18 protein-coding genes, 4 tRNA genes and 3 pseudogenes are annotated in these 25,331 nt (G+C 52.5%); 16 read left to right on the top strand and 9 right to left on the bottom strand.

The window, feature by feature from the left end; genetic code table 11:
- Positions 1–150: pseudogene (locus ACMHXH_RS10770) on the top strand (IS4 family transposase); the annotation flags it as partial.
- Positions 151–206: 56 nt separating this feature from the next.
- Here the strand turns inward: ACMHXH_RS10770 and clpB are convergent.
- The 3 genes from clpB to rluD form a co-directional block, all read right to left on the bottom strand.
- The gene (gene clpB, locus ACMHXH_RS10765) at positions 207–2,780 is read right to left on the bottom strand and encodes an ATP-dependent chaperone ClpB (protein WP_071475758.1); all 2,574 of its coding nucleotides are present in this window, start codon (positions 2,778–2,780) and stop codon (positions 207–209) included.
- A gap of 96 nt (positions 2,781–2,876) precedes the next feature.
- Positions 2,877–3,590: a peptidoglycan editing factor PgeF gene (pgeF, locus tag ACMHXH_RS10760; protein ID WP_071475757.1), complete on the bottom strand. Its 714-nt coding sequence runs from the start codon at positions 3,588–3,590 to the stop codon at positions 2,877–2,879.
- 1 nt (position 3,591) lies between these two features.
- Complete coding sequence (rluD, locus tag ACMHXH_RS10755; protein ID WP_039033048.1) at positions 3,592–4,566, bottom strand: 23S rRNA pseudouridine(1911/1915/1917) synthase RluD; 975 nt, start codon at positions 4,564–4,566, stop codon at positions 3,592–3,594.
- Between the two features lie 122 nt (positions 4,567–4,688).
- Here rluD and ACMHXH_RS10750 point away from each other — a divergent pair, with 122 nt between their 5' ends.
- The 5 genes from ACMHXH_RS10750 to ACMHXH_RS10730 all read left to right on the top strand — a co-directional run bounded on the left by ACMHXH_RS10750 (position 4,689) and on the right by ACMHXH_RS10730 (position 6,179).
- Positions 4,689–5,450, top strand: coding sequence for an outer membrane protein assembly factor BamD (locus tag ACMHXH_RS10750; protein ID WP_071475756.1), 762 nt, complete (start codon positions 4,689–4,691; stop codon positions 5,448–5,450).
- 267 nt (positions 5,451–5,717) lie between these two features.
- A tRNA-Phe gene (locus ACMHXH_RS10745) sits at positions 5,718–5,793 on the top strand.
- A 52-nt stretch (positions 5,794–5,845) separates the two neighbouring features.
- Positions 5,846–5,932: transfer RNA gene (locus ACMHXH_RS10740), tRNA-Leu, on the top strand.
- A gap of 40 nt (positions 5,933–5,972) precedes the next feature.
- Positions 5,973–6,059, top strand: a tRNA-Leu gene (locus ACMHXH_RS10735).
- Between the two features lie 33 nt (positions 6,060–6,092).
- Positions 6,093–6,179, top strand: a tRNA-Leu gene (locus ACMHXH_RS10730).
- A 48-nt stretch (positions 6,180–6,227) separates the two neighbouring features.
- Here ACMHXH_RS10730 and ACMHXH_RS10725 read toward each other — a convergent pair.
- Positions 6,228–7,426: pseudogene (locus tag ACMHXH_RS10725) on the bottom strand (ISL3 family transposase).
- A gap of 225 nt (positions 7,427–7,651) precedes the next feature.
- Here ACMHXH_RS10725 and ACMHXH_RS10720 point away from each other — a divergent pair.
- Positions 7,652–9,274: a methyl-accepting chemotaxis protein gene (locus ACMHXH_RS10720; protein ID WP_335912675.1), complete on the top strand. Its 1,623-nt coding sequence runs from the start codon at positions 7,652–7,654 to the stop codon at positions 9,272–9,274.
- 209 nt (positions 9,275–9,483) lie between these two features.
- Here the strand turns inward: ACMHXH_RS10720 and ACMHXH_RS10715 are convergent, their stop codons facing one another.
- Positions 9,484–11,346, bottom strand: coding sequence for a methyl-accepting chemotaxis protein (locus ACMHXH_RS10715; protein WP_039035553.1), 1,863 nt, complete (start codon positions 11,344–11,346; stop codon positions 9,484–9,486).
- A 499-nt stretch (positions 11,347–11,845) separates the two neighbouring features.
- Positions 11,846–12,205: pseudogene (locus ACMHXH_RS10710) on the bottom strand (transposase); the annotation flags it as partial.
- 188 nt (positions 12,206–12,393) lie between these two features.
- Between ACMHXH_RS10710 and ACMHXH_RS10705 the strand changes: the two are divergent.
- The 5 genes from ACMHXH_RS10705 (at position 12,394) to ACMHXH_RS10685 (ending at position 16,690) form a co-directional block, all read left to right on the top strand.
- Positions 12,394–13,029 (top strand): hypothetical protein, encoded by a 636-nt coding sequence (locus ACMHXH_RS10705; RefSeq protein ID WP_143078420.1) that lies wholly within the window; start codon positions 12,394–12,396, stop codon positions 13,027–13,029.
- A 218-nt stretch (positions 13,030–13,247) separates the two neighbouring features.
- Positions 13,248–14,351 (top strand): metal-dependent hydrolase, encoded by a 1,104-nt coding sequence (locus ACMHXH_RS10700; protein WP_082014351.1) that lies wholly within the window; start codon positions 13,248–13,250, stop codon positions 14,349–14,351.
- Positions 14,352–14,676: 325 nt separating this feature from the next.
- A complete protein-coding gene (locus ACMHXH_RS10695) occupies positions 14,677–15,234 on the top strand; it encodes an RNA polymerase sigma factor (protein WP_371873330.1) in 558 nt (185 codons plus the stop codon).
- Complete coding sequence (locus ACMHXH_RS10690) at positions 15,231–15,755, top strand: hypothetical protein (RefSeq protein WP_039035554.1); 525 nt, start codon at positions 15,231–15,233, stop codon at positions 15,753–15,755. Before ACMHXH_RS10695 ends, ACMHXH_RS10690 begins: the two co-directional genes overlap by 4 nt.
- Positions 15,752–16,690 (top strand): DUF4097 family beta strand repeat-containing protein, encoded by a 939-nt coding sequence (locus ACMHXH_RS10685; protein WP_144361600.1) that lies wholly within the window; start codon positions 15,752–15,754, stop codon positions 16,688–16,690. Before ACMHXH_RS10690 ends, ACMHXH_RS10685 begins: the two co-directional genes overlap by 4 nt.
- Before the next feature lie 47 nt (positions 16,691–16,737).
- Here the strand turns inward: ACMHXH_RS10685 and rsuA are convergent, their stop codons facing one another.
- On the bottom strand, positions 16,738–17,430 hold the full coding sequence (gene rsuA, locus ACMHXH_RS10680; protein WP_335912678.1) for a 16S rRNA pseudouridine(516) synthase RsuA: 693 nt from the start codon (positions 17,428–17,430) through the stop codon (positions 16,738–16,740).
- A gap of 289 nt (positions 17,431–17,719) precedes the next feature.
- Here rsuA and ACMHXH_RS10675 point away from each other — a divergent pair, with 289 nt between their 5' ends.
- From ACMHXH_RS10675 to ACMHXH_RS10660, 4 genes are all read left to right on the top strand, one after another.
- Positions 17,720–19,819: a M13 family metallopeptidase gene (locus ACMHXH_RS10675; RefSeq protein WP_071237054.1), complete on the top strand. Its 2,100-nt coding sequence runs from the start codon at positions 17,720–17,722 to the stop codon at positions 19,817–19,819.
- Positions 19,820–19,961: 142 nt separating this feature from the next.
- On the top strand, positions 19,962–20,744 hold the full coding sequence (locus tag ACMHXH_RS10670) for a RelA/SpoT domain-containing protein (RefSeq protein ID WP_335912679.1): 783 nt from the start codon (positions 19,962–19,964) through the stop codon (positions 20,742–20,744).
- A 68-nt stretch (positions 20,745–20,812) separates the two neighbouring features.
- Entirely contained in the window at positions 20,813–21,217 is a 405-nt protein-coding gene (locus ACMHXH_RS10665) for an SMI1/KNR4 family protein (protein ID WP_039035558.1), read from the top strand.
- A 60-nt stretch (positions 21,218–21,277) separates the two neighbouring features.
- A complete protein-coding gene (locus tag ACMHXH_RS10660; protein WP_025888809.1) occupies positions 21,278–21,781 on the top strand; it encodes a DUF4447 family protein in 504 nt (167 codons plus the stop codon).
- A gap of 44 nt (positions 21,782–21,825) precedes the next feature.
- Here ACMHXH_RS10660 and ACMHXH_RS10655 read toward each other — a convergent pair whose 3' ends face one another.
- Positions 21,826–22,452, bottom strand: coding sequence for a glutathione S-transferase family protein (locus ACMHXH_RS10655; protein WP_028780886.1), 627 nt, complete (start codon positions 22,450–22,452; stop codon positions 21,826–21,828).
- A 242-nt stretch (positions 22,453–22,694) separates the two neighbouring features.
- Positions 22,695–25,277, bottom strand: a complete 2,583-nt coding sequence (locus tag ACMHXH_RS10650) for a TonB-dependent receptor (protein WP_039035560.1) — start codon at positions 25,275–25,277, stop codon at positions 22,695–22,697.
- Positions 25,278–25,331 lie beyond the last annotated feature (54 nt).

Here is a 25,331-nt window from a genome sequence, read left to right as displayed (position 1 = left end):
AATGTCCCGAGAGATGTCTTGGACATAGTGCGTAATGCGAGGCAGTTCAAGCTTGATGGGAAACGCGATAGAGCCTATCCACGTGCGTTAAAAATGAGTAAAAACAAGTATCCCATTAAGCCTAAGAAAAATGCCGTTCACACTAAGTGAACGGCATTACGCTCAAAGCGCTCCTTTTGATTTATGGTGTGTTGTTTATGGTGTGATTACTGCTCAAACACCAAATTGTCGTCGCGATAGTCCACCTTGATCGGTTGACCTGGCAATAACTCGCCTCTAAGCAGCTTTTGCGCCAGTGGGTTTTCCACCTCTTGCTGCAGTGCCCGCTTCAGCGGCCTTGCGCCATACACAGGGTCGAACCCGGCTCTGGCAATAAAGCTCAGCGCGGCATCTGTGATCTCCAGCTCGAACTCTTTCTCCAGCAAACGTTGGCGCAGCGATTCGACCTGAATCGCGGCAATACTCTTGATATGCCCGCTCTCCAGCGGGTGGAATACCACGGTTTCATCGATCCGGTTGAGGAACTCGGGTCGGAAGTGGTGCTGCACCACATTCATCACCTGAGCCTTCATCTCATCGTAACTCTGGTGGCTGAACTGCTCCTGGATAATGTCGGAACCCAGGTTCGATGTCATAATCACCACGGCGTTACGGAAGTCGACCGTACGACCCTGACCATCGGTCAGGCGGCCATCATCCAGTACCTGCAGCAGTATGTTGAACACATCCGGGTGTGCCTTTTCCACCTCATCGAGCAAGATCACCGAGTAGGGACGGCGGCGCACCGCTTCGGTAAGGTAACCCCCTTCCTCATAACCCACATAGCCCGGAGGCGCCCCAACCAACCTGGAGACAGAGTGTTTCTCCATAAATTCGGACATATCTATCCGCACCATGGCGCTCTCTGTGTCGAACAGGAACTTGGCCAGCGACTTACACAGCTCGGTCTTACCTACCCCGGTCGGGCCAAGGAACAGGAAGGAGCCTATGGGCCGGTTAGGATCGGCCAGACCCGCGCGGCTACGACGAATGGCATTGGCCACGGCATCGACCGCCTCATCCTGGCCTATCACCCGCTCATGCAATGCATCTTCCATATGCAGCAGTTTTTCCCGCTCACCTTCGAGCATCTTGGAAACCGGGATCCCGGTCGCCTTGGAAAGTACCTCGGCAATTTCAACATCCGTGACCTTGTTACGCAGCAAGGTCATATCCTGCATCTCGGCCTGAGACGCCAGATCCAGCTGTTTCTCCAGCTCTGGGATGCGGCCGTATTGCAGCTCTGACATCCGGGTCAAATCACCGGCGCGGCGTGCCACTTCCATATCCAGTCTGGCTTGCTCCAGATCAGCCTTGATATGCTGAGTGCCCGCCAGTGCGGCTTTTTCTGTGTGCCAAATTTCGTTGAGTTCAGCCGCTTTCTGCTCCACTTCCACCAGCTCGCTGCGCAGATGTTCAAGACGCTTACGACTGGCCTCATCGTTTTCCTTCGCCAACGCCTGCTCTTCCAGCTTAAGCTGAATGATACGGCGCTCGAGGCGATCCAGCGGCTCCGGCTTGGAGTCTATCTGCATCCGGATGCTGGAAGCGGCTTCGTCGATAAGGTCGATGGCCTTGTCCGGCAACTTACGATCAGACACATAACGGTGAGACATAGTCGCCGCCGCCACAATCGCCGGATCGGTAATTTCCACATGGTGATGCAGCTCGTAGCGCTCTTTCAGGCCACGCAAAATGGCGATGGTATCCTCGACGCTGGGCTCATCCACCAGGACTTTCTGGAAGCGCCGCTCCAGTGCCGCATCCTTTTCAATATACTGACGATACTCGTCCAAAGTTGTGGCACCGACGCAGTGTAGCTCACCGCGGGCCAGTGCCGGCTTGAGCATATTACCCGCATCCATGGCGCCATCGGATTTACCCGCACCCACCATAGTATGCAGCTCGTCGATAAAGAGGATCACCTGCCCCTCTTCCTGAGCCAGCTCGTTGAGCACAGCCTTGAGTCTTTCTTCAAACTCACCACGGTATTTGGCACCAGCTACCAAAGCACCGAGATCCAGCGACAATACCCGTTTGTTTTTGATGCCTTCGGGCACCTCGCCGTTGACGATACGCTGCGCCAGCCCCTCGACAATGGCGGTCTTACCCACACCGGGCTCACCAATAAGCACAGGGTTGTTCTTGCTGCGACGCTGCAACACCTGCACTGTGCGGCGAATTTCATCGTCACGGCCAATAACTGGATCCAGTTTGCCTTGCTCGGCACGCTCGGTCAGATCTATGGTGTATTTTTTTAGCGCCTGGCGCTGATCCTCAGCATTGGGATCGTCTACCTTCTGGCCGCCACGCACGGCTTCGATGGTTTTCTCCATCAGCTCTTTGGTCGCACCGGCCTGCTTGAGGCACTGTGCCAGGGTGTCATTACCTTCCAGTGCCGCCAGAATAAACAGCTCACTGGAGATATATTTGTCTTTGCGCTTCTGTGCCAGCTTGTCGCACAGATTCAGCAAACGTATCAGCGCCTGGGATAACTGGACATCACCGCCAGTGCCTTCAACCTGAGGCAAGCGCTCCAGTTCCTGGCTTACCAGGGAACGCAGAGTGCTGACCTGAATACCGGCTTGGGTCAACAGCGGATGAATTGAACCGCCATCCTGATTTAACAAAGCCATCATCAGATGGACAGGTTCTATGAACTGATGGTCACGGCCAAGAGCCAGAGATTGGGCATCCGAGATAGCAAGCTGAAATTTATTGGTCATACGATCGAGTCGCATACAGCCTCCTGAAACTCTCAAAATAAGGTATTACTTTGTTAGCTTAAATATGAGGATGCTTTAACCAATTTCAAGTCAGACGAATCAAATAACCACTCAATCAGTGAGCCAAATCAGCGAGGCCATGCGGCCGGTACGGCCGTCGCGACGGTAGGAAAAATAATCTTTGTTGCTATAGGTACAGGCATCCAAGGCATATATCTGCCGGACACCCGCCTGCTGCAATCTGAGCCTGGCAAGCCCCTGCAGATCGCCGAGAAACTTATCTCCCTTAGCTACAAAGCAGTTGTCGGCCTTGGGGTCTTTATTGCAAAAAGCGGCGCGCACTTCACCGCCTACTTCGAAGGCCGTTTTGCCTATTGCCGGCCCAAGACAGGCGATAAGCTCAGAGCCGGGGCGAAAACGGGCAATTCCCGCCTCGATAACGCCATCACACAGGCCACGCCAGCCGGCGTGCAGCGCCGCCACCTGGGTGCCTGCACTGTCACACAGAAGTACGGGCAGACAGTCGGCGGTCATCACCACGGCCACATGCGCCTTGCTGTCGCTATAGCTGCCATCGGCAATCCTTTGGGCATCGCGCGCCAGGTCGACCACCTCTGTGCCATGGACCTGCTCCAGCCATGCCGGCTCGCTGGGCAGAGCCAGCCGCTTTGCCAGCAGAGCACGGTTGGCCTGCACAGATGCGGAAATGTCTCCCACATGCAGCCCCAGATTCAGACTGTCAAACGGCGGCAGGCTGACACCACCATGACGCTGGGTCATGGCGATTCTGACATTGGCCGGCAGCGGCCAGTGACAGCCGTACATGTTACAGATACTCCGGCGGATGCTCTTCGGTGTCTTTACGCAGCGCCTTGGTCAGCTCAACCATATCCTCGGGGATAGGTGCTTGCCAACTCATCAGCTCACAGGTGATGGGATGCACCAACTCCAATCGCACCGCATGCAACGCCTGGCGCTTGAAGTTTTTCAGCACTTCGAAAAAGGCTTCACTGGCGGCCTTGGGGGGTTTTGGACGACCGCCATAGACGGGATCGCCCACCAACACGTGCCCTATATGAGCCATATGCACCCGGATCTGGTGAGTCCGGCCACTTTCCAGCCTCAAGCGCAAGCGGGTGTGGGCACGGAATTTTTCCGCCACACGATAGTGAGTCACCGCCGGCTTACCGCTGTGGTGCACCGCCATATGAGTACGCTTGGTGGGGTGACGCCCGATAGGCTCATCCACTGTACCACCGGCTGTCATGGTGCCCAGCACTATGGCTTCATACTCACGGGTAATGTCGCGCGCCTGCAGCGCCGCCACCAGATGAGTCTGAGCCTCAACTGTCTTGGCCACCACCATCAGGCCTGTGGTGTCCTTATCGAGACGATGGACAATACCGGCCCTGGGCACATGTTCTATCTCGGGGCAATGATGCAGCAGGGCATTCATCAAAGTGCCGTCACTGTTACCGGCACCGGGATGCACCACTAAACCCGCCTGCTTGTTGATCACCAATATATGGTCATCTTCATAGACGATATTCAGATCGATAGCCTGAGCCTCAGCGTGCACCTCTTCTTCCAGAGTGGCGTGAACCTCTATCTCCTGAGATTCCAATACCTTCTCTCTGGGCTTGTTTACCACAGTACCATCAACGGATACTTTGCCATCGAGGATCCATTCCTTGATCCTGGTACGGGAGTAATCGGGGAACAACTCGGCCAAAGCCTGATCCAATCTCAGACCTGTTTGGGTTGCTGATATCTCGCTTTTTAGATTAATCTCTTGCGTCATAGGAACCGTCCCCAGTTAATGGGGTCAAAAACTGTGTACTTTCTGGTACACTCGGAATCGGCCATTTTATCGTGAAATGGAAAAATTCTTAACAACAACTTACTCAAGAATCGAATTCAAGTATGCATAATATTGCCAAAGGCGCTGCCATAGCCTTTTTTTCGCTGGCCATTGTGGCCTGTAGCAGCAAACCGGAAGACGACTTAATTAGCAGCAAGCTGTCTCCGGACGTTCTCTACTCCCAGGCCCGCACCTCTATGGAGCTGGGTAACTATACCAAGGCTGTGCGTTCACTGGAGGCATTGGATTCCCGCTTCCCCTTTGGCCCACACAAGACTCAGGTTCAGCTGGATCTGATTTATGCCTACTATAAGTTGGATGATACCCCGTCGGCAGTCGCCAACATCGACAGATTTATCCGCCTCAACCCCACTCACCCGGATATAGACTATGTCTACTATATGCGTGGACTGGTGAATATGCAGGCCGACAACTATCTGTTTCATGACATGCTCAATATAGACAGAAGCGACAGGGATCCTCAATTTGCCCTCGATGCCTTCAAGGACTTCGAGCGCCTGCTCAAGACCTATCCCAACAGCAAGTATGCGGCCGACGCCCAGAAGAGAATGCAGCACCTGAAAAATCGTCTGGCGCTGTATTCGGTTAAAGTGGCCGAATACTATCTGAAGATGAATGCCTGGAGCGCTGCCGCCATCAGGGCTCAGTCGGTGATGGAAACCTATCCCGGCACCCCATCGATAGAGCGCGCGCTCGAGATCATGGCCACCGCCTATGGTGAGCTGGGTCAGGAACAGTTAAAACAGCATGTACTTACAGTCATGCGTGCCAACTATCCGGGGAACGACCTCCTCAAGAATTAATCCCTTAACGCCCCACTTTACCGTGGGGCGTTTTGTTTCCAGAAGAAGATAAAACCAGCCTGCCCTTAAACCTCGAAATCCCGGCTTTACAGCCTGAGTTTTCGATTGGGCTAATTTACCCCTAGCCCAGCAATGACGCGGCTTTCGTTCAAAAGCTAAGCAATATGCGCCTTTTCGAGTAAAACTTGCTCAAACACGCGTTATTTTGAAATATTTCTCAGAAAAGAGTTGACTCAAAACCGTAAAAGTCTTTTAATGCACGCCGTCGCCCGAATAGCTCAGTTGGTAGAGCAGCGGATTGAAAATCCGCGTGTCCCTGGTTCGATTCCGGGTTCGGGCACCACCTTCAACTTTAAGGTGCTCAGGCGACTGAGAAAATTGCAAGGCAGTACAGTGCAGGTGTGGTGGAATTGGTAGACACGCCAGCTTCAGGTGCTGGTGCCCTCACGGGCGTGGAAGTTCAAGTCTTCTCACCTGTACCACTTTGCAATAATAGTTAGCTGTACGTTAGACTCTCAATGTGCAGGTGTGGTGGAATTGGTAGACACGCCAGCTTCAGGTGCTGGTGCCCTCACGGGCGTGGAAGTTCAAGTCTTCTCACCTGTACCAATTAACACATGAAAGAGTCGAAATGAAAACAGTGCAGGTGTGGTGGAATTGGTAGACACGCCAGCTTCAGGTGCTGGTGCCCTCACGGGCGTGGAAGTTCAAGTCTTCTCACCTGTACCAATCATTTAAACCTCGCAATGCGAGGTTTTTTTGTGCCTCAAATTTGGTTCATCGCGGATCTCCGGGGAACGCCTCTCTGACTTTCAGAAAGAAGTATTCGGTATCCCGGTAGCCATAGCCCATTCGCTTCAGCAGTTTGATTTTGTTGTTCATCCCTTCTAGTCGGCAGGTGTGCAACGGATGAACCGCTGAAGCAACTATGCCATGAAGATAGTTCTTAAGACGCTGGCCAAATTGGAGTAACGGCCTGATACCGCTCTCTCTGACTTGTTGCCACCAGAGGTTCCATTGAGCCATGGCTTCGGCTTCATCTGTGCAGTACCACATCTCCTTGAGTTGCTCCCTGAGCAGGTAAACTGTCATTAAGCTTTTGTTCGACTCCAACAGCTCGTTGAGATAACCCGCCTGTTTGTCTGTCAAATTATCTCTGTTTTTGAGTAAGACCCAGCGCCCCCGTTTCACCCGTTTGCGGGCTGGTTTGTCGTGCTTGAGTTGATTAGCCTGGTCAACCCTGACTCGGTCGATGACTTCACGGCCAGACTTGGCAACAACATGGAACAAGTCGTAGATCACTTTGGCTTGGGGACAGTGCATCTGTACCTCCAGGTCAAAGGCAGTATTCATATCCATAGCAACGGCTTCAATCTGTTGGCAGTACTGACCCAACTTAACGAAAAACGGCCGGATAGCTTCTCTACTGCGGCCTTCACCTATCCAAAGGACTTGATGAGTATCTGCATCGGCCACCACGGTGGCGTAACGATGGCCTTTGAACAGGGCAAACTCGTCCATGACCAGGCGTTTGACACGACTCCAATCAGGCTCTGTGACCTCCCTTGCCAGCCGACGTTTGTCGATAGTCTTGATGGTATGCCAGTGCAGGCCAATGAGTTGCGAAATATGTTTAATCGGCAAGAGCTTGAGTAGCGCCTCGACATGCTCAATGAGCCGTGTGGTCTGGCGAGCATAGGGCTTTAACCAGCTGATATGTTCCCGAACGATACCGCAATCGGGGCAAAGAATACGGCGGACAGGTAGCCGTAACTGAACCTGAAACGCCAGTATGGTTCGTTCCGATACGCTGCGAAGTGAAGTGAAGCGTCGTGAACGGCCTTAGCCGGTTTGCCGCAAGCACAGTAGCCGTTATCAATCGGCTTTAGGTGGATGATGAGGGTTTGTTGATTTTGCTCGGTATGGACGGCTTCAAAGCCTTCCCAGAGCACAATGGGAAAAGTAATATTCGACATTGAGAACGGTTGGGGTTGGTTATTGTTTTGGTTTGGCGACTAAACAATAACTCTCCAACCGTTTTCATTTCCAGTCCACGCTAATCTGCGATGAACCTCAAATTTGCCCCTCTCTCGTCTCACGCGTTTCATACTTTTTTGCTATACCTTTTGTATGGCTCAACAAATTGGAATGACAGGGCCTCATCCAAGGACAAGTTCCCTTCTGGACCAAGGTTCTCAAGCATGAAGTTACAACTGAAACACAAGATGTTGCTCGGTATGGCCGTGCCTCTTCTCTTGATGCTGCTACTGTGCGGTATCGCCATCAATATCATGAACCAAATCGACTCAGGGGTAGAAAATATCTACAGCGACCGGGTTGTCCCACTCAAAGATCTCAAGAGCATAGGTGATGATTACGCCGTCTTTGTTATAGACGCGATCAACAAGGCCAATGCCGGAGACTTCAGTGCCGAACAAGCCAGTACCGCGCTCAATGAAGCTGACAGAAGCATCAAGCAGAAATGGCAGGATTACACAGCCACTCAGTTGACCGCCAGAGAATCACAACTGGTCAATGAAGCCAAGCGGCTGTTTATTCCCGCCGATGAGCAGATAAAGCGTCTGCAAAATAAATTGGCCACCCTGAGCGGTAATATTCAGGGCCAGCTCAGCCAGGAAATTATTCCTCTCTATCAGGTGATAGATCCCATCAGTGGCAAGATTGCCGAGTTGGTGACCCTGCAACTTGATGTCGCTAAACAAGAAAGAGAGCAAACCCAAAACCTCTACTCCTCTTCCGTTGTGCTGTTTATCTCCCTGGTCAGTGTCGCCATTATTGCTAGCTTACTACTCAGTGTCTGGGTCAACCGCAGCGTCATGTTACCCATAGGCGATATTCTCACTCAGTTAAAGAAGATTCGCAGCGACTCGGACCTAACTGTGCAATTCAAAACCTTCAACGCCGATGAACTGGGGCAGATATCCGATAACTTAAGAGATGTAATATCTCACCTCAGAGGGATCCTCAACAATATCGCCAATGCCGCCAATACGGTCAGCGACTCAGCGACAGAGCTCTCCAGCTTCACCCAACAAACCAACGAGCGGATGCACAGACAACAGGCTGAGACAGAGCAGACGGCTACTGCCATGAATGAAATGACCGCCACAGTCTCCGAAGTAGCCCAAAGCACCACGGCCGCTGCCGACTCCGCCCACAGCGCCGATGCCAGTGCCGCCAATGGCGATTCAATAGTGCAGGAGTCGATTGCCAGCATGGTGGCCCTCTCAGCGCAAATTCAGGGTACAGCGCAGGTGATCACCCACTTGGCCAATGAAAGCCAAAACATAGGCAGGGTATTGGATGTGATTAAGGGAATTGCCGAGCAAACCAATCTGCTGGCACTGAACGCCGCCATTGAGGCGGCCCGTGCCGGCGAGCAGGGGCGGGGCTTTGCCGTAGTGGCCGACGAGGTAAGAACCCTTGCCAGTCGTACCCACAGCTCAACCCAGGAGATTGAATCCATGATAGCCACACTGCAGACAGGTGTGCAGGAAGCGGTGACGGCGATGGAGCAAGGCATCACTCAGGTCGAACAGGCCAACAGCAAAGCCAATATGGCCGGTGAGGCCTTGAAAGAGATAGTGGTGTCTGTCGATTCCATTGCCCAGCTCAATACCCATATCGCTACCGCCGCCGAAGAGCAAAGCTGCGTGGCCGAAGATATCAATCGCAGCATTATGGCAATCAGCGACATCACCCAACAATCGGCCCAGGCAGCCAACGAGTTAACCGAGTCGGTCAGCAACTTAAGCCATCTGGCGGAAAACATGCGCGCCGAAGTGGCCCGCTTCCGTCTCTAACTCTCTGAGGGCCCTTCGGGGCCTATTTTTTATTCCCTGCCAACTCCAAGCCTTTTGTGAACCCAAAAACTTTGCCGCCATTCCTGGCAGCCCCCTCGAAAAAAGCCGTCTCCACAGCAGAGCAAGAAAGTGCCACAACCGCTAAAGACTACGACTGCAACTAAAACAAAACCGCGGACATGCCGCGGTTTTCGCCTGTGCCTGGAAAACTAGATTTTGAATTGGCTCACCGCCTGATGCAGATAGTCGGCGCGGTGACGAACCTCATCGGATGCCGTAGCATTCTCTTCTGCCGCCTGAGCCGACTCCTCGGCAATATCGCGGATCACCACCACATTCTTGTTCACCTCGGCGGCCACCATACTCTGCTCTTCAATGGCGGCAGCTATTTGAGTGCTCATATCCATAATATTGGTGACATCAGCATTGATCTGCGCAAGCAAGGTGCCGGCACTGGCCGCCTGCTGGGCACTCTCACCGCCCTGCTTTTGGCTCTGCTCCATAATATCCACTATCGAATGGGTGCGGCTCTGCAGGGTTTGAATGATACCAGCAATCTCTTCGGTCGACTCCTGAGTTCGCATCGCCAGGCTGCGCACCTCGTCGGCCACCACGGCAAAGCCTCGGCCCTGCTCGCCGGCACGGGCCGCTTCAATGGCGGCATTCAATGCCAACAGGTTGGTCTGTTCAGCGATACCGCGGATCACATCCAACACACTGCCTATGGTCTGGCTGTCTTTTTCAAGTTCGGCCACCACCTTGGCAGAGTCGTTCAGTTGTTGCGCCAAAGACTGGATCTTATTGATAGTATCTTCAACCTCAACCTGACCATCCTGCGCATTGTTGTGGGTCTGTTCCGCCTTACCTGCGGCCAGTTCAGTATTCTTGGCAATCTCGTCTATGGTAGCGCCCATCTCGGTGATCGCCGTAGCGACCATATCGGTTTCATTCAGCTGTTTCGACACGCCTTCCGAGGCGCTGATGGCATTGCGGGACAGCTCTTCACAGGAATGGCGCATGGCATCCACTGATTCGATAACCTGTTCGATCAGCTTCTGGAAACTCTCCACCATGCTGTTAAAATGACGTCCTATCATGCCCAGCTCATCGTTGGAGCCCACATCACAGCGCAGCGACAGATCTTTTTGAAGCTCGATGCGGGAAATGACATCCGTGATACGCTCGACCGGCCTCATAATACTGCGGATAATCATCACAGTACTGACCACCAACAACAAAGCAATAAGACCAAATAGTGCCAACCCCAGCATGAAGCTGTACTGCTGCTCGTTTTCCACCTTGGCTATTGCCAACTCTTTCAGCTTGGTAGATGAGCTTTCCGTGGCAAAAATCGCTTCTCGCAGCTGCCCCATCATGCCCTTGGACTCGTCGAGCCCCAACTCCTGCTCCTTGGCCACCAAACTCTTAAAGCTTTGCTGATATTTGCTCATCAGTTGCTCAATATTGCTACGAACACTGAAGTCCAGCAAACTGGCATTGAGCGCCTCATTGAAACGTTCGATATTGGTATCAAACTTATTGAGGTAGCTGAGATCCCGCCGCAACATAAAGTCTTTCTCATTACGCCTCAGTTGCAGCATCAACACCATAAGCTCAGACACATTATGCTCTGCCACCAAGCTTTCGACATTGTGCACCGCTGAGCGTAGCTCACCGTAGAGGCCACTCTTGGGGCTCAAACCTATCTCACGCTGTAATTGCACCACCCCGGTAAACAACTGCCGGTAGTTGGCAAAATCACGATTAAAGCTGTTTATCGGCGCCTCGGGGAGATCATACTCCTTGAAGATCAGTGCCAGTTCTTGCATCAACTGCGCCGTGGCCTGTGCTTCCTGCTGATGTATCTCGACATACTTGAGATCCTGGCGGCCAAAAAAATCCTTTTCATTCTTGCGCATGCTTAATACTTCTTTGTCCAGCTCAACCACTTTCTGGATGGCGATGGACAGTTCTGTCTGCACCGAGCTGGAATATTGCTGCAGTGCAAACATCAATACCAAGGCACCGATCGAAACGGCGGCACTCAGTAACAACTTGTGGCGAATAAGCATGGTGTTACCTCAATAAAAAGAGTCACTCTAAAAAAATAGTCGCAATTCTGTCCCCGTGTCAGTTGAGTTAATCCGGTAACAAAAATGTCATCTTATATTGTCAATGATTAACCTATTGAAAAACAGTCACTAGCCTTGTCACTGTGCAAAAAAAACTAAAATTTTTTCTATTAACTGAGTCAAAAAAACCGAAAGCGCCAAGCATCTGTCGTTCAAGGAAGGTTTTAACCCTACAAACAGCAATTGCATGCGATATTCAACAATCAGAAGTGAATCCAAGAAAGATCTAAGGAAAGTGCAAACAAGCCCCATGTATTCTCTGCGTCGGCTTACAGATCTGGATGCAAGGCGTGGTTCGCAGCAAATGGCTAAGTCCTTTGCATGCCGGTAATATCAACTGGATCTACTTATACAACAGCCAAAATGCAATCGATAAAGAAACCCTGAGTCTGGATGGCAAGTCTTTCGTACGGGATTGAGAATACAACAATCTGGGAGCCGTGGTAATGCCTCGGGCATACAGCGAGATGATGCGGTCATCGAAACCACCTAACTGCTTTTCATCTTTCTTTATCAGCTGAGAGGTGAAGGTGCCCTTGCGGTCACGAGGAATATCCAGCTTGATATCACCGTGAACGCTGCGCACTGTTTTCGTGGACTTCCCGTTACGAGAGTTGCCGGAGTTTTTACCTTCCGGTGCATATTTTGCATAGCCAAGATGCTGTTCCATTTCGGCATTTAAGGCACGCTCAGTGACCTTTTTGGTGAGTTGCTTGAGAAGTCCAGCGTCACCGAGAATATCATCGGGAGAATTACAGCCAACGAGTAGCTGATTGATAAATTTGTCTGTTATTGGCATTCGACATTCCTTTTAAGAAGTTAAAAATGCCACTTACACAGATATTGTTACACTCTCAAATGTCAAACTGTTTGCCAATTGAAATGGTTTACATTTACATTTCAAGATATAACCATTACAAATCCATTGTTACCTCATGAGGTATAAACCGTTGGTATCAGCAACAAAAACTAACTGAGGGGCTACACATGTTGGCAAGTTATTATTTACCAAGGCGAAGGCTGAGCTATCACTTAGGATATCTATTCTTAGTGAGCATGTTCGCCACACCTGTATTGGCTCAAGACGATCAAACTAATTCACTTCCTATCCCAGAGGGTTATCAAGCCGTCTATCAACGTTCCGTTATCCAAGATGACGTGCCGATGACACTCACACGCTATGAACGGCAAGACGGGCAAAATACGGGCTTACAAGGTGAGCATTTCAGTACCTTATACAGTAAAGATGGGACACTCATGGGTTTTATGAATATTACGTCCAGCGTGGTGGCTCACCCCTTGCCTTCCGAGAAAGAAAGTGAGCGAGTAGCCCGTGAGTTCCTTGCATCGCAGGCTCCCGATCTGCTCACCAACATGCGTATTACCTCTATAGCAACCTATACAAAACCCCTACGTCTTACCGCCACTAACGAGACAGTCGATGTCTCTGGGGTAAGGGTTAAAGCCTACAATAACTCAAGCAGTAACTGGTTTTGGGTCGTCGTTGGCAATGGCAATCAAATCTTATCCTATGAAAGGGATGTCGGTTGGTCTTACATCAGATTCCAACGCAGCAGTGAATATTGGTTGGATGATCAATGGTTACTCAATCAAGGCTATTAGTCACCATCGTCTAATTTAAAGTGGAAACCATGATAGATAGTGTATAGAAAAGCAGGTGTGACTGTTTATTCTGTACACAAAATTTCTGTTCATCGTTCAGGCCTACTCGCCGTTCTGATTGAACCGATATGATTGCTGATATTGACACAATCTGTGAGTTCTGGTGCTGCTCATCACTCAACAAGGCGCGAGCGTGATAGTAAAAAAAGGGGGGCAATATGGATTCATTATCTCAAGCACTCTTAGGTGGTGCGATTCAAGGAGCAATGCTAGGGCACCAGCAAGGGCGACGCTCTTTAATTTACGGGGCGGCTTTAGCGACACTGCCAGATTTAGACGTATTTATCCGTTATGCCGATCCTGTATCAAACATGACATACCACCGTGGCTTTTCGCACTCCATTTTTGTTTTGCTCCTTCTCGCGGCACTGCTGACTTGGTTGATCGGTAAACGAGGGATCTCGTACAGTCACACCAGACTTTTTGTGACACTGTCACTAGTTCTCATCACTCATTCGCTACTTGATTCGTTTACTATCTATGGTACGCAACTTTTCTGGCCACTTGGGATCAAGCCAGAAAGCTGGTCAGCTATTTTTATTATTGACCCCATTTATACTCTTCCCCTATTGGCGGCCGTTATTTGCTTTATAAACAAAGGTTTTTCGTCCAAGATCCGGCGGCTCTTAGTGATCTCTATAGTCTTCTCGACGGGCTACCTGTTATTTGGCTTGTTAGGGAAAAATGCAGCTGAAAACCGTGTTGCCAACTTTTTTCAAACCCAAGGTATTGAAGTTTCGGAGTTGCGAGCCGTACCTACCCCCTATAACACCTTAGTTTGGCGTGTTATAGGAAAAAGTCCTGATGGTAATTATCATGAGGTGATCACCAGTTGGTTCGACAAAGGCAACCCAGAGTGGATAACGCAACCACTCAACTTGGATCTCGCCCAAGTACTTGACGGGAACGAGTTACACCAACGTCTTAAATGGTTTACGGGCGACTGGTTACGTTATGATATCATTGATAACAACTTAGTAGTCAGCGATTTGCGCATGGGGATCCCTACTTTGTACACCTTCCGCTTTTCAGTCGCTGAGTGTACAGACTCTGGCTCTCTCGTGGCAAGTGTACCCGAGACTTGGCCTAGCCGTATGGCCTCATCAGCAGAAACGCAGATGATTTTTGGTCGAATCTTCCAACAAGATCCCCCGTTGCCACTGACGCAATGGCAACAGCAAAATCTCTCCAATACGAATACGCTCGTGTGTAGCAATGCGGTATCACCACAAATACCATCACAGACCATCACAAACAGCTAAATCACAGGTGGCTCTAAGGAAGGCGCGAACAAGCCCCATGTATTCTCTGCGTCGGCTTACAGACCTGGATGCAAGGCGTGGTTCGTAAATCCTTAGCAAGAAGCACAACACAGCAGGCAGGCCCTGTAAACGACTCTCTTCGGGGCTTTCACAGCAACCGGCTCTCTACAAAAGAGAACGCCGATAGGGCTTATTCGCACCTTCCCTAACAATTACTTTTCCACCACCAGATAAATTCTTGGTTTTTTTAATTCTTTTTTAAACCTTTTAAGCGGGTCAAACTATCCAATTACCATGACTCGCCCAAACCATTAAGGACAGCCCAGTGAATGCCAGCCCGCAGCTGACAGAAACCAGATACCAGCAAGAAGTGGACTTCCCGCTGGTGCAGCGTGCCCGTTTGGGGGACAAACTTGCCTTCGCCGAGCTCTACCGTCTGCACCATGGCAGAGTCTATGCGTTGTGTTTGCACCTGGCCGGCCAGGTGCCACTGGCAGAAGAGATGACCCAGGACTGCTTTATCCGTGCCTGGGAGAAGCTGGACCAATTCCGCGGTGAAAGCAAATTCAGTACCTGGCTGCACAGCCTGAGCGTCAATCAGGCATTGAGTAGTTTGAAAAAGCAGCGCAGTTTCTGGGCCAGATTTCTGCCTGTGACCACAGAGGCAGACACAGAAGAGTCAACCACAACCCACACGGAGGAAACCTCTGTGTTGGAGCGCAAGATCCTCAAGTTACCCGAGCGGGCCAGAGTCGTGTTTGTGCTGTTTGCCATTGAGGGCTACAGCCATGAAGAGATAGCCGCCATGATGGGCACAAGTACCGGTACCAGCAAGGCGCAGTACCACAGGGCAAGAAACTTGCTTCAGGAGATGTTGTCATGAACAAGCAGCCAACATTGGAACAACTGCTAGAACAACTGCCACGGGAAAAAACACCCGAGCGCGACCTCTGGCCTGAAATCGCCGCCAGGCTGGAACCATCTCAGCCACCCAAGGCCGCAAACGCCAGCAACGGCTGGCGCAATCTGGCTATCGCCTGCAGCCTGCTATTGGTGTCTCTGCTCGGCTATCAGGGCTTGCAGCAACAACCCCAAAGCCGCGTCGACCCACAGATGCTGGCCATGCTGGAGCAGTTGCAGTATCAACACCAACAACAGGTGAAACAACTGGAAGCCAGTGTCAATTTCGGCCAATGGCAAAAGGTCAGCATGACCACGCCGCTCAGTCGCGGCATAGATGAACTCAGGGAAGCCGCCACGCAGATATTCCAGGCACTAAAACAAGACCCGACCGATCAACAACTTTGGCAACTCTGGCTTTGGGTACAGCAAAGGGAGATAGAGCTGCTCACCCGGGGTGAACAACTGCCAACTCAACTCGACCAACAAGGAATCAGCATATGAACAAGATATCACTAACCCTACTCTCTTCAGCCCTGCTGCTGAGCCCGGTATTGCAGGCGGCCGAGAAGGTCGATCAAAGCGCGGCGCTGGAGTCCGGAGCCAAATTGAATATCAAGATCCAACGGGGAGAGGTGAAGATCCGCAGTTGGGACAAGGCTGAAGTCGCCATCAAGGGCAAGCTGGATGAGCTCAGTGAAGGCCTGGTGTTTGGTCAGCAGGGCGGCAGCTTTGTTATCGAAGACAAGCTGCCCAAGAGCTATAACAGCCGGGACAAAGACGGCTCAAAGCTGGAGATCTTTCTGCCCGCCACCGTCAATATGAAGCTCAAAGGCGTTTCCGCCGATTATGACCTTCAAGGATTGGAGGGTGAGATCAACTCAGCCAATGTCAGTGGCGATATCAAGGGCCAGGATCTCAAAGGCAATCTGCAACTGACCACGGTTTCCGGCAGTATCCACACCCAGAGCAACCAGGGTGAACTGTATCTGGAAACCGTTTCCGGCGACATTGAGGATAAACAGAGTCTGGGCAAGGTGAGTTATCGCCTGGTGAGCGGCGAACTAAACGCCGAGAGTGATGCCATAGAAGTGGAGCTGGATCAGGTCTCGGGCAAGAGTCAATTGACCCTCAAGGCTCCCGAGTCACTCAAGGCCAGAACCGTCAGTGGCGACTTGAGTATTGCCATGCAAAGCCTGGCCGGCAATGCCAATGTCGATAGCGTCAGTGGCGATATTGAACTCAAGTTTGCCAAACTGCCGAATGCCGCCTTTGATATCAGCGGTGGCCCAGGTGGCAAGATTGACAACCAACTGACCCAGGACTCACCGAAAAAAGCCAAGTACACCAAGGCTGAATCGCTGCAATTCCAAAGCGGTTCCGGCCAAGCCGATGTCAGTATCAACACCATCAGTGGCCGGATTAAACTGCAGCAATAATCAGCTGTATCGCACCAAGGCCTCCAGCTGGCCTTGGTGCCTTTTCTTCAGCCTACCGAGGCTATCTCCGCTTCGGTCAGATAACGCCACTCACCGGGTTCCAGTTCGCTATCCAGTTCTATGGCGCCGATTGACTCACGATGCAAGGCTTCCACTTTGTTGCCCACAGCGGCAAACATACGTTTCACCTGATGATATTTACCTTCGGTAATGGTTAACAAGACTTCGGTTGGGCTAATCAGCTGCAGCTGCGCCGGCCTGGTCAGCCCCTCTTCCCGGTGCAGCGCCAGGCCAGCGGCAAATTGTGGGATCAAGTCTTCAGTAACAGGGCTGGCCAGCCACACCCGGTAGCGTTTGCCGCATTCCTTCTTGGGAGAGGTTAGCTTGTGCGACCACTGACCATCATCGGTAATCAACACCAGACCTGTGGTATCAGCATCCAGGCGCCCGGCAATGTGCAGATTCTCGGGCTTTTCTATCTCCAGTAGACTGATGACCGAAGGATAGGCCTCATCCACGGTTGAGCAGATAGTATCGACCGGCTTATGCAACATCAGATATCTGTTGCCTATCAAGCTGATAGGCTCACCGTCGAAGCACACTTTCATGCCGTCACGCACCTTGAAGCTGGAGTCCTTGACGATTTCACCATCGACACTGATTTCACCGCGGTGCAGCGCCTTCTTGGCCATGGAACGGGTCAGCTCTGTAGACTCACAGATAAATTTATCTAAACGCACTTGGCTATCCAACCTCTTGAGTTATGCCGTGTCAATTGCGCGCCATTATGGAGCCTGACAAGCTAAAGGGCAAAGACTGTCAAACGCTCACTCAAATAAGCGCCTGTAACCTTTGCTTACAACTCCCGCGTCGCCGAAGCTCACTGTCGTCGCAGCGGGACTTGTTTACATTCCTACACAGGCCTTAACATAGGCATCACTGCGGTTTTTCCCGAACAAACGGGTGTGCAGCCAATCTGATAAAAATGTCCCCTAGCGGGACAGCAAAGAACAAAGAAAAGGAAACAGCATGAGAAAAGTACTCATTGGGGGATTGTGTGCCTCACTCATCGCAGGCCTATCTGCCTGTAATGACAAAACGGCTGAGACCCAGGCTGAAACAGCCAAACAGCCGGAAGTCGCCAAAACCGCAACTGCCGCCGCCGTCAGCCAAGCCCTGGGTTCGGGAATTGAATTTGCCAACTTTGACAAGTCTGTTCGTCCTCAGGATGACTTCTATACCTATGTCAACGGCGGCTGGATCAAGAACACAGAGATCCCGGCAGATCGCACCAGCACAGGCGCTTTCTATGACCTCAGGGAAAAATCCCGTGACGATGTCAAAGCCATTATTGAAGAGGTGGCGCAGAGCAAAGATCTCAAGCCCGGCAGCGACGAGCAAAAAGTGGCCGACCTTTACCGCTCCTTTATGGACAGCGATACGCTCAACCAGTTGGGGATCAAGCCACTGGAGAGCGAGCTGGCAATCATAGATGCCATCAAAGACAAGCAAGCACTGGCGGCCTACTTCGGCAAGAGCCAAATTCTCGGTGGCGGCACGCCCATGGCCTTCTATATCGATGTCGATGCCAAGGACTCCAGCCGCTATGCCACCCATATCTGGCAATACGGCCTGAGCCTGCCGGAGAAAGACTATTACTTCAACGAAGGTGAGCGTTTCGTCAACATCCGCAAGGCCTTTGTTGAGCATATCGCCAAGATGTTCACCCTGGCCGGTTTTGCCGAGCCACAACAAAGCGCCGAAGCCATCATGAAGCTGGAAACCGCCATCGCCGCCAAGCATTGGGATGTGGTTGAAAGCCGTGACAGCACCAAGACCTACAACAAGTTTGAGGTCAAAGAACTGTCAACACTGGCGCCGGACATCGACTGGAACGCCTACCTGACTGCGCTTGGCGCCGACAAGCAAGCCGATATCATCATCAATCAGCCCAGCTTTATCGAAGGCCTGAACCAGATAGTTAAAGACACAGATCTGGCGACCTGGAAAACATATATGCGCTGGCAGCTGTTGACCCACTTCGCCTCAGATCTGAGCGAGCCGCTGGATAAAGAAAACTTCGAGTTCTTCGCCAAGACACTCAACGGCCAGCAAGAACAGGAACCTCGTTGGAAGCGCGGTGTTGCCAAGGTCAACAGCCTGCTGGGTGAAGTCGTGGGTAAAGTATACGTCAAGCGCCACTTCGCCCCTGAAGCCAAGGAGCGGATGGAGCATCTGGTGGAAAACCTGCGCGGTGCCTACGCCGACAGCATAGATGAACTTGAGTGGATGGGCGCAGACACCAAAGTTGCCGCCAAGGAAAAACTGGCCAAGTTCAACCCGAAAATCGGCTATCCCGACAAGTGGGAAGACTACAGCAAGCTGACTATCAAGGCTGACGACCTGGTCGGTAACGAGATCCGCGCCGGTGAAGTGGAACATCAGAAACAACTGGCCAAGTTGGGCAGCCCCATAGACAAGGGCGAATGGCACATGACGCCACAAACCGTCAACGCCTACTACAACCCGACCATGAACGAAATCGTGTTCCCGGCCGCCATCTTGCAGCCACCTTTCTTTAATATGGCTGCCGACGATGCCGTCAACTATGGTGGTATAGGTGCGGTTATCGGCCATGAGATGGGTCACGGCTTTGATGATCAGGGTGCCAAGTTCGACGGCGAAGGCAATATGCGCGACTGGTGGACCGAGCAGGATCTGAAAGAATTTGCCGCTCGCGGCAAGGCGCTTATCGCCCAGTACGACGGCTACTATGTGTTTGACGACCTACACGTTAACGGCAGTCTGACCCTGGGTGAAAATATCGGCGATCTCTCTGGCGTCACCATAGCCTACAAGGCCTACAAAAAATCCTTGGCGGGCAAAGAGGCTCCGGTAATCGACGGTCTGAGCGGTGATGAACGCTTCTTCCTCGGATTCGCCCAAATCTGGCGTGCCAAGATCAAAGAGGAAGCCATGCGCAACCGAGTGGCCACAGATCCTCATTCACCGGCTAAGTTCCGCGCCATAGGTTCACTGTCCAATATGCCGCAGTTCTACAGCACATTTGACGTGAAGCCAGGTGACGGCATGTATATTGAGCCGGCCCAGCGCGTAAAAATCTGGTAATTTTACGCTTGCCAACAAAGGCGCCTCAAGGCGCCTTTGTTTTTAGATGAATAAAGTTTCATTTAAGGTTCAGCAAGGGTTCAGAGCCAAGTGCTACATTGGAGTCAAAGCCACTTAGAAGTCATTCTGGATGCGAGGCCCCATGACCCGATTATTCCGCACTTTCCTGGTTTTCCTGTTATTGCTTTCGGCGCGCACCGCCTACGCTCAGCCTTCAGAGTATGAAGCTGAACCAAGAGACGACAGCGGCTACAGCCAGCGCCAAAACTCGGCCCTCCCATTCAATGCCCTCAAGAAACAAAGCTTCAGCGTCCCAAGGCAGCCCGTCTCCAGCCTCAATGCCCTCTACCAGCAGGCACCGATGGCACAAAATGAATTGCACAGTCTCCTGTCACAGATAGCCAATCAGAGCCAGACTGAGCTGCTCCTTGCCAAAGTGAAAGAGCGTCAACGGGCCGAAGCCAAGGTGGCGCACAAGCTGAATAACGACCCCGCCGCCCTGACAGATCTGGTGCGAGCCACCCTGATAGCCGACAACCTTGATGACCTGCAGCTGGCCTTTGACACCCTGAATAAACAGGCCAATGTGCTGCAGGTCAAAGACAGGTTTGCCCAGCCAAAGGCCTCTGGCTATCGGGATATCAACCTGCTGCTGCAACTGCCGAAAAGTGGCCTGATTGCCGAAGTTCAGTTGCACTTAAGGGAGATTGCCGCCATCAAAAACGGCGCCGAGCACCAAGTCTATGAAGAGGTGCAGGCGATGGAACATAAGGCTGCCCGCGAGCAAAGGCCGCTGAGCGAGCTGGAACTGGCCCGGATCCAGAAGCTGCGCCAGGAATCACACAAGCTGTACCACAAGGCCTGGTTAGGTTATAAACGCCAACAAACCCAGACTCTTGGCATAGAAAATACCATAGTCGCCTGACAAAGCTTGTCAGCGGCCAACAAGCCGCTATACTCCAGCGCATTGACCCTCGGCCAAAGCGTAAAATCATGCATGAAATCATAGAGCAACTGCAGGAACTGTCAGAGCAGGTTCCTGTACCGCTGGATCTGCCCGGCTTTGACGATCTGGTGGATATCGAAGAGCAAATACTCATCCCTCTGCCTGCGGAGCTGAAAGAATATCTGCTGCATGCCAGCGATGTTATCTATGGCAGCCTGGAGCCGGTGACCGCTGCCGATCCCCAGTCCCACACCTATCTGCCGGAAGTGACCTCCTATGCCTGGTCGCTGGGAATGCCCAGAGATCTGATTGCCATCTGCCAAACCGGTGATGACTTTTACTGCATAGATCAGGAAGGTGTGGTCTACTTCTGGAACCAGGACGGCCTGGATGAAGAAGATTGCTGGGAGTCATTCTGGCAATGGGTCGAAGACGTCTGGCTGCAAAGCTGACACAGGTCGGCATTCCCTAGGCGCCACGCCATCAGACACATAGAAAAAACAGGAAGCATTATGTCCAAACAATATCCGCTCAACGCCATCGAGTTTCAGTGCCTGCGCCAATCTCTTGGCTTGGGCACCGCCCAGGCCGCCGAGTTGCTGAAAGTCGATGAAGCCGAGTTGCTCTCCTGGGAAACGGGCGAGGCGCAGGTAAGCGAACTGGCTCAGAAAAAACTGCTGGAAATCGACGATATTATCGAGATGCAGGTGCTGAACACCTGTGATGGTATCGAGGCCATGTTCAAGAAAGAACCCAAGCGCCGTTTGGCCTTTGTGGTTTATCCTACCCAGGCGATTTACACCCAGTACAACCCTGAGTTTTTAAGCTCGCTGCCACTCACTGAGTTGTACAATACCGCCGCCTGGCGGATCAAGAAAGAGTGCAAACTGGTGCTGGAAGTGGATATCAGCCTGGTGCCACTGGATGTGGAATCCTACAAGGCCTTCAGAGAGCAGCAAGGCGGGCTGGGGGAGAGCCGCGAAAGCCGCGCCAAGTGGGCGGCCGCACAGCTCTGAAATATCACGGCCCCGAAATACTGCGGCTTTAAACCAGAGTTTGATTAATCAGTTAAATTGGCGCTGGCTTTGTCCAGCGCCTTTTTCATTGCCGGACGCAGGTTAAGCCTGTCTCGGTAAGCCGCCAGTTTGGGCGGGATCTGCTGCTCAAAAATGGTGGCCCAGTTCAGAGTATGGGCCAGCAGTATATCGGCCACAGTCAATTCATCACCGAGCAAAAATGGGCTATCAGGCAGCCACTGCTCGGCAATCGCCGCGGCCTTGTTGAACTCCCATACGGCAGTGGCTTGAATCGCCGCCACCCGCTGCTCCTCCGGCAAGGCAAACCTGTGCTTGCCCATGGTCCACAACGGCTGCTCCAACTCGGTTATCACAAAGCTCAACCATTGATGATGATGCCCGGAGGCTGCCGTGCCTGGCTTGGGCAACAGACGCCCCTCACCGTAACGCTCGGCCAGATAGAGCATAATGGCCGCCGATTCGGTCAATACCAGACCGTCATCCTCGAGCACGGGGATTTTACCGCAGGGATTAAGCGCCAGGAACTCAGGAGTGCGGTTCTGCTGCTTGGCCATATCCACAAAGTGAAACTCCCAGGGCAGTTCCAGCTCTTCCAACAACCAGGAAACCCGCAGCGCCCGGCTTCGCGGCGTGCCATAGAGTCGAATCATATTACTTTCCTTAAATTGCCCTGTCGCCATAAGCAATGGCTAACGCAGGTATGGTGGCAGAAAAGGCGCCCGCAGGCGCCATGATGATAAGGTCAACAGCAACAAGATACTCCCACTGCCTCAAGCTTGTCACTCTGTCCCTGTTTCTCGGCTCTTATGTCTCACTTCTTATGTCTCACTTCTTATCTTAACTCTCCAGCATCCGGCCCTTGCCAGTTTGCCATCAAGGGCCGGGGGCCTGCTCAGAAGTTAAGACTAACCTTGGTGTAGATGAAACGGCCTCTGGGGTTATGCACAGACATCACATAGCCATAGAGATCGCCATCGCCATCACCTATGGCAAACGGCGGCTCTTCATCCAACAGGTTGTTGACCCCGAGCGTCCACTTGAACATCTCGTTGAAACGGTAGGAAGCCTGCAAGTCCACCAGGAACTGGGCATCCACCATACGTGACTTGTTCTCGGTAAAGTCGAGGGCGCCGTCGAAGTTGATATCCGGCGTATCCTCAAATTCACCTATGTAGCTGACATTGAGGTTGGCGGCAAAGTCGCCCATGGTCCAGTTAGTGCTGGCCAGCCAGCGGTACTGGGGATACTCATACTCGCCGGTATAATCCAGGCCGTCCTTTTCAAACTTATCCAGATAGCTCCACTCAAGGCCAAACTTGAGATCGCCATAGCTGTCCAGCTCCAGGCCGTAGTGAGCCGAGATATCCAGGCCCTGGGCCTCCTGGGAGCTTAAGTTAACAAAGCTTGAGTGAATCACATCAAGCACCCCGAGCGGCTCGCCACCGGCGGGGGGCAGGCGCACACAGATAGCGCTGTTTTGATCATTACAGTTGGCGGCATAGATATCGCCCAGAGGCTGCTCGTCTATCTTGTTGTCCTGGGTGATGTTCCAGATATCGAAGCCGATATCGAACTTCTGGCTCGGCGCCCAGATCATACCTATGTTCCAGGTTTCCGACTCCTCGGCGTCCAGATCCGGGTTACCGGCAAATACCGTGTTGTAATCCAGTACCTCACAGTCGGCCTCGGAGATACCCTGAGCGGCGCAGGCATAGGTATCTTTAAAGAAGTTACTCTTTTCCGAAGGGCCCAGGCCTATCTGAGCCAACGATGGTGCCCGGAATCCCTGGGCCCAGGAGGCGCGCATACTCAAGTCTTCCGTCATGCCCCAGTGGAATGCCACCTTAGGATTGGTGGTGGAGCCAAAATCGCTGTAATGATCGTAGCGCCCCGCCAGTTGCAGCTCAAAGCTGTCGGTCACCGGAATGGAAAACTCCAGGTAGGCGGCATACTGATCGCGCTCGGCCGCGGCGGAAACCGCTTCAGTCCCGAAGATAAGCCCGCGCTGGAACTGCTCATCGGGCACATCGCTGACATCCTCTTCACGATATTCCATCCCGGCGGCCAGCATGATATCCCTGTCTGCCAGGGTAAAGGCATGCCCCGAAATGCTGGCATCATAGGCGGTAATATGTGACTTGCCCTGACGCACCAGACTGGTGGTAATGGCATCTATCACCTCGGGTGAGTTGATGGTGCCGCCAAAGGGGTTGTAGTTGCCGAGATTGATTTGCTCCTGCAGATAGTCCACCCGCACCCAGCCCTGGCTGCGATCCCCTGTCTGGGTCGACTCACTGCGCCCCTTTTGGGCCGAGACTTCCCAGTCCCACTCCTTGAAGCTGCCGCGCAGACCGGCCACTAATCTCAAGCTGTCGGACTCGATATCCCAGCGGCGGGGACCGGCATCCACTGTGCGGAAGCGACCTATGTCAATATCCTGACCAAAAGGATTGTTGGGATGTGAACCGGGAACCGTCAAACCGGCGGTTTCATCCAGCGGTGTGGCGGCGCCACCGGCCTTGGAAGTATTGTGCTGAGCCGCCAACTCCAAAAAGGCGGTCAGGGCGTCACTCAGGTGATACTCAAACTGACCTATGGCGCCTATGCGCTCGGCCTCGGGGATCACCAAGTTATAGGGGCCATAATCGAACAGGCAGCTGCCGCTCGATGTGGCGGAATCGGCCGGACAAGCCGGATCTATGGTCTTGACGCCATTGACATAGAAATACCCGGGAAAGCCCCGCGAGGAACGGAAATCCTCCCCGCCCCAGGGCGACTGATTGGCGGTACCAAACTGCCCCATCTCATCGGCGCTCAGGGTCGAGTTGCTGAAGTAATCCAGGATCACAGACGCGCTGCCCTTGTCACTCATGGTGCCCCACACCAGACTGGCGGTCTTTTCGTTGTAATTGGGGCCATCTGTGGCGCCATAGCCGAGATTGACTTCAATGCCCTCGATGTTTTTCCTCAGCACTATGTTGACCACCCCGGCGATGGCATCCGAGCCATAGATGGCCGAGGCGCCGTCCTTGAGTATATCTATCCGCTCAATGGCCGATACGGGAATGCTGTTGATATCGACAAAAGAATTGCTGACCCCTTCGGCAAAGGCGCTGATGGAAACCCGGCGACCATTGATCAGCACTAAGGTTGCATCCGGCCCCATGCCACGCAGGCTGATGGCGGCGGCACCGTTGGCGGTAGAGTCCTGGCTGTTGCCGCGGGTGGAGAAAGTGCCGGCCCCGGCCGCCGGCATTCTTTCCAGCAACTGCTGCAGGTTGTCGTAGCCCATGTTGGCAATATCTTCCTTGCCTATGGATTGAATGGGCGATGGGCCTTCCATATCGGTACGTTTAATCCGCGAGCCTGTGACTTCGATACGCTCCACAGACTCCTCGGCCGCGAAGGATTCTCCGGTAGGGGTCAAGGCAAGTGCGACGGCGCAGGCACTCAGGACAAGGTGAGGTCTGTTCATAATTATCCCTAATTTTTTCAGCTGTTTTTGTGGAAAACAACCACGACTACAAAC

This window comes from Shewanella sp. BJSY2023SW001, assembly GCF_047314685.1.
Taxonomy (GTDB): Bacteria; Pseudomonadota; Gammaproteobacteria; order Enterobacterales; family Shewanellaceae; genus Shewanella; species Shewanella indica.
This window is presented reverse-complemented; position numbering and strand designations above follow the sequence as displayed.

Bases quoted from the DNA above. Each gene is read 5' to 3' on its own strand.
- clpB (WP_071475758.1), bottom strand. From the start codon at position 2,780: ATGCGACTCGATCGTATGACCAATAAATTTCAGCTTGCTATCTCGGAT.
- pgeF (WP_071475757.1), bottom strand. From the start codon at position 3,590: ATGTACGGCTGTCACTGGCCGCTGCCGGCCAATGTCAGAATCGCCATG.
- rluD (WP_039033048.1), bottom strand. From the start codon at position 4,566: ATGACGCAAGAGATTAATCTAAAAAGCGAGATATCAGCAACCCAAACA.
- ACMHXH_RS10750 (WP_071475756.1), top strand. From the start codon at position 4,689: ATGCATAATATTGCCAAAGGCGCTGCCATAGCCTTTTTTTCGCTGGCC.
- ACMHXH_RS10720 (WP_335912675.1), top strand. From the start codon at position 7,652: ATGAAGTTACAACTGAAACACAAGATGTTGCTCGGTATGGCCGTGCCT.
- ACMHXH_RS10715 (WP_039035553.1), bottom strand. From the start codon at position 11,346: ATGCTTATTCGCCACAAGTTGTTACTGAGTGCCGCCGTTTCGATCGGT.
- ACMHXH_RS10705 (WP_143078420.1), top strand. From the start codon at position 12,394: ATGTTGGCAAGTTATTATTTACCAAGGCGAAGGCTGAGCTATCACTTA.
- ACMHXH_RS10700 (WP_082014351.1), top strand. From the start codon at position 13,248: ATGGATTCATTATCTCAAGCACTCTTAGGTGGTGCGATTCAAGGAGCA.
- ACMHXH_RS10690 (WP_039035554.1), top strand. From the start codon at position 15,231: ATGAACAAGCAGCCAACATTGGAACAACTGCTAGAACAACTGCCACGG.
- ACMHXH_RS10685 (WP_144361600.1), top strand. From the start codon at position 15,752: ATGAACAAGATATCACTAACCCTACTCTCTTCAGCCCTGCTGCTGAGC.
- ACMHXH_RS10675 (WP_071237054.1), top strand. From the start codon at position 17,720: ATGAGAAAAGTACTCATTGGGGGATTGTGTGCCTCACTCATCGCAGGC.
- ACMHXH_RS10670 (WP_335912679.1), top strand. From the start codon at position 19,962: ATGACCCGATTATTCCGCACTTTCCTGGTTTTCCTGTTATTGCTTTCG.
- ACMHXH_RS10665 (WP_039035558.1), top strand. From the start codon at position 20,813: ATGCATGAAATCATAGAGCAACTGCAGGAACTGTCAGAGCAGGTTCCT.
- ACMHXH_RS10660 (WP_025888809.1), top strand. From the start codon at position 21,278: ATGTCCAAACAATATCCGCTCAACGCCATCGAGTTTCAGTGCCTGCGC.
- ACMHXH_RS10655 (WP_028780886.1), bottom strand. From the start codon at position 22,452: ATGATTCGACTCTATGGCACGCCGCGAAGCCGGGCGCTGCGGGTTTCC.
- ACMHXH_RS10650 (WP_039035560.1), bottom strand. From the start codon at position 25,277: ATGAACAGACCTCACCTTGTCCTGAGTGCCTGCGCCGTCGCACTTGCC.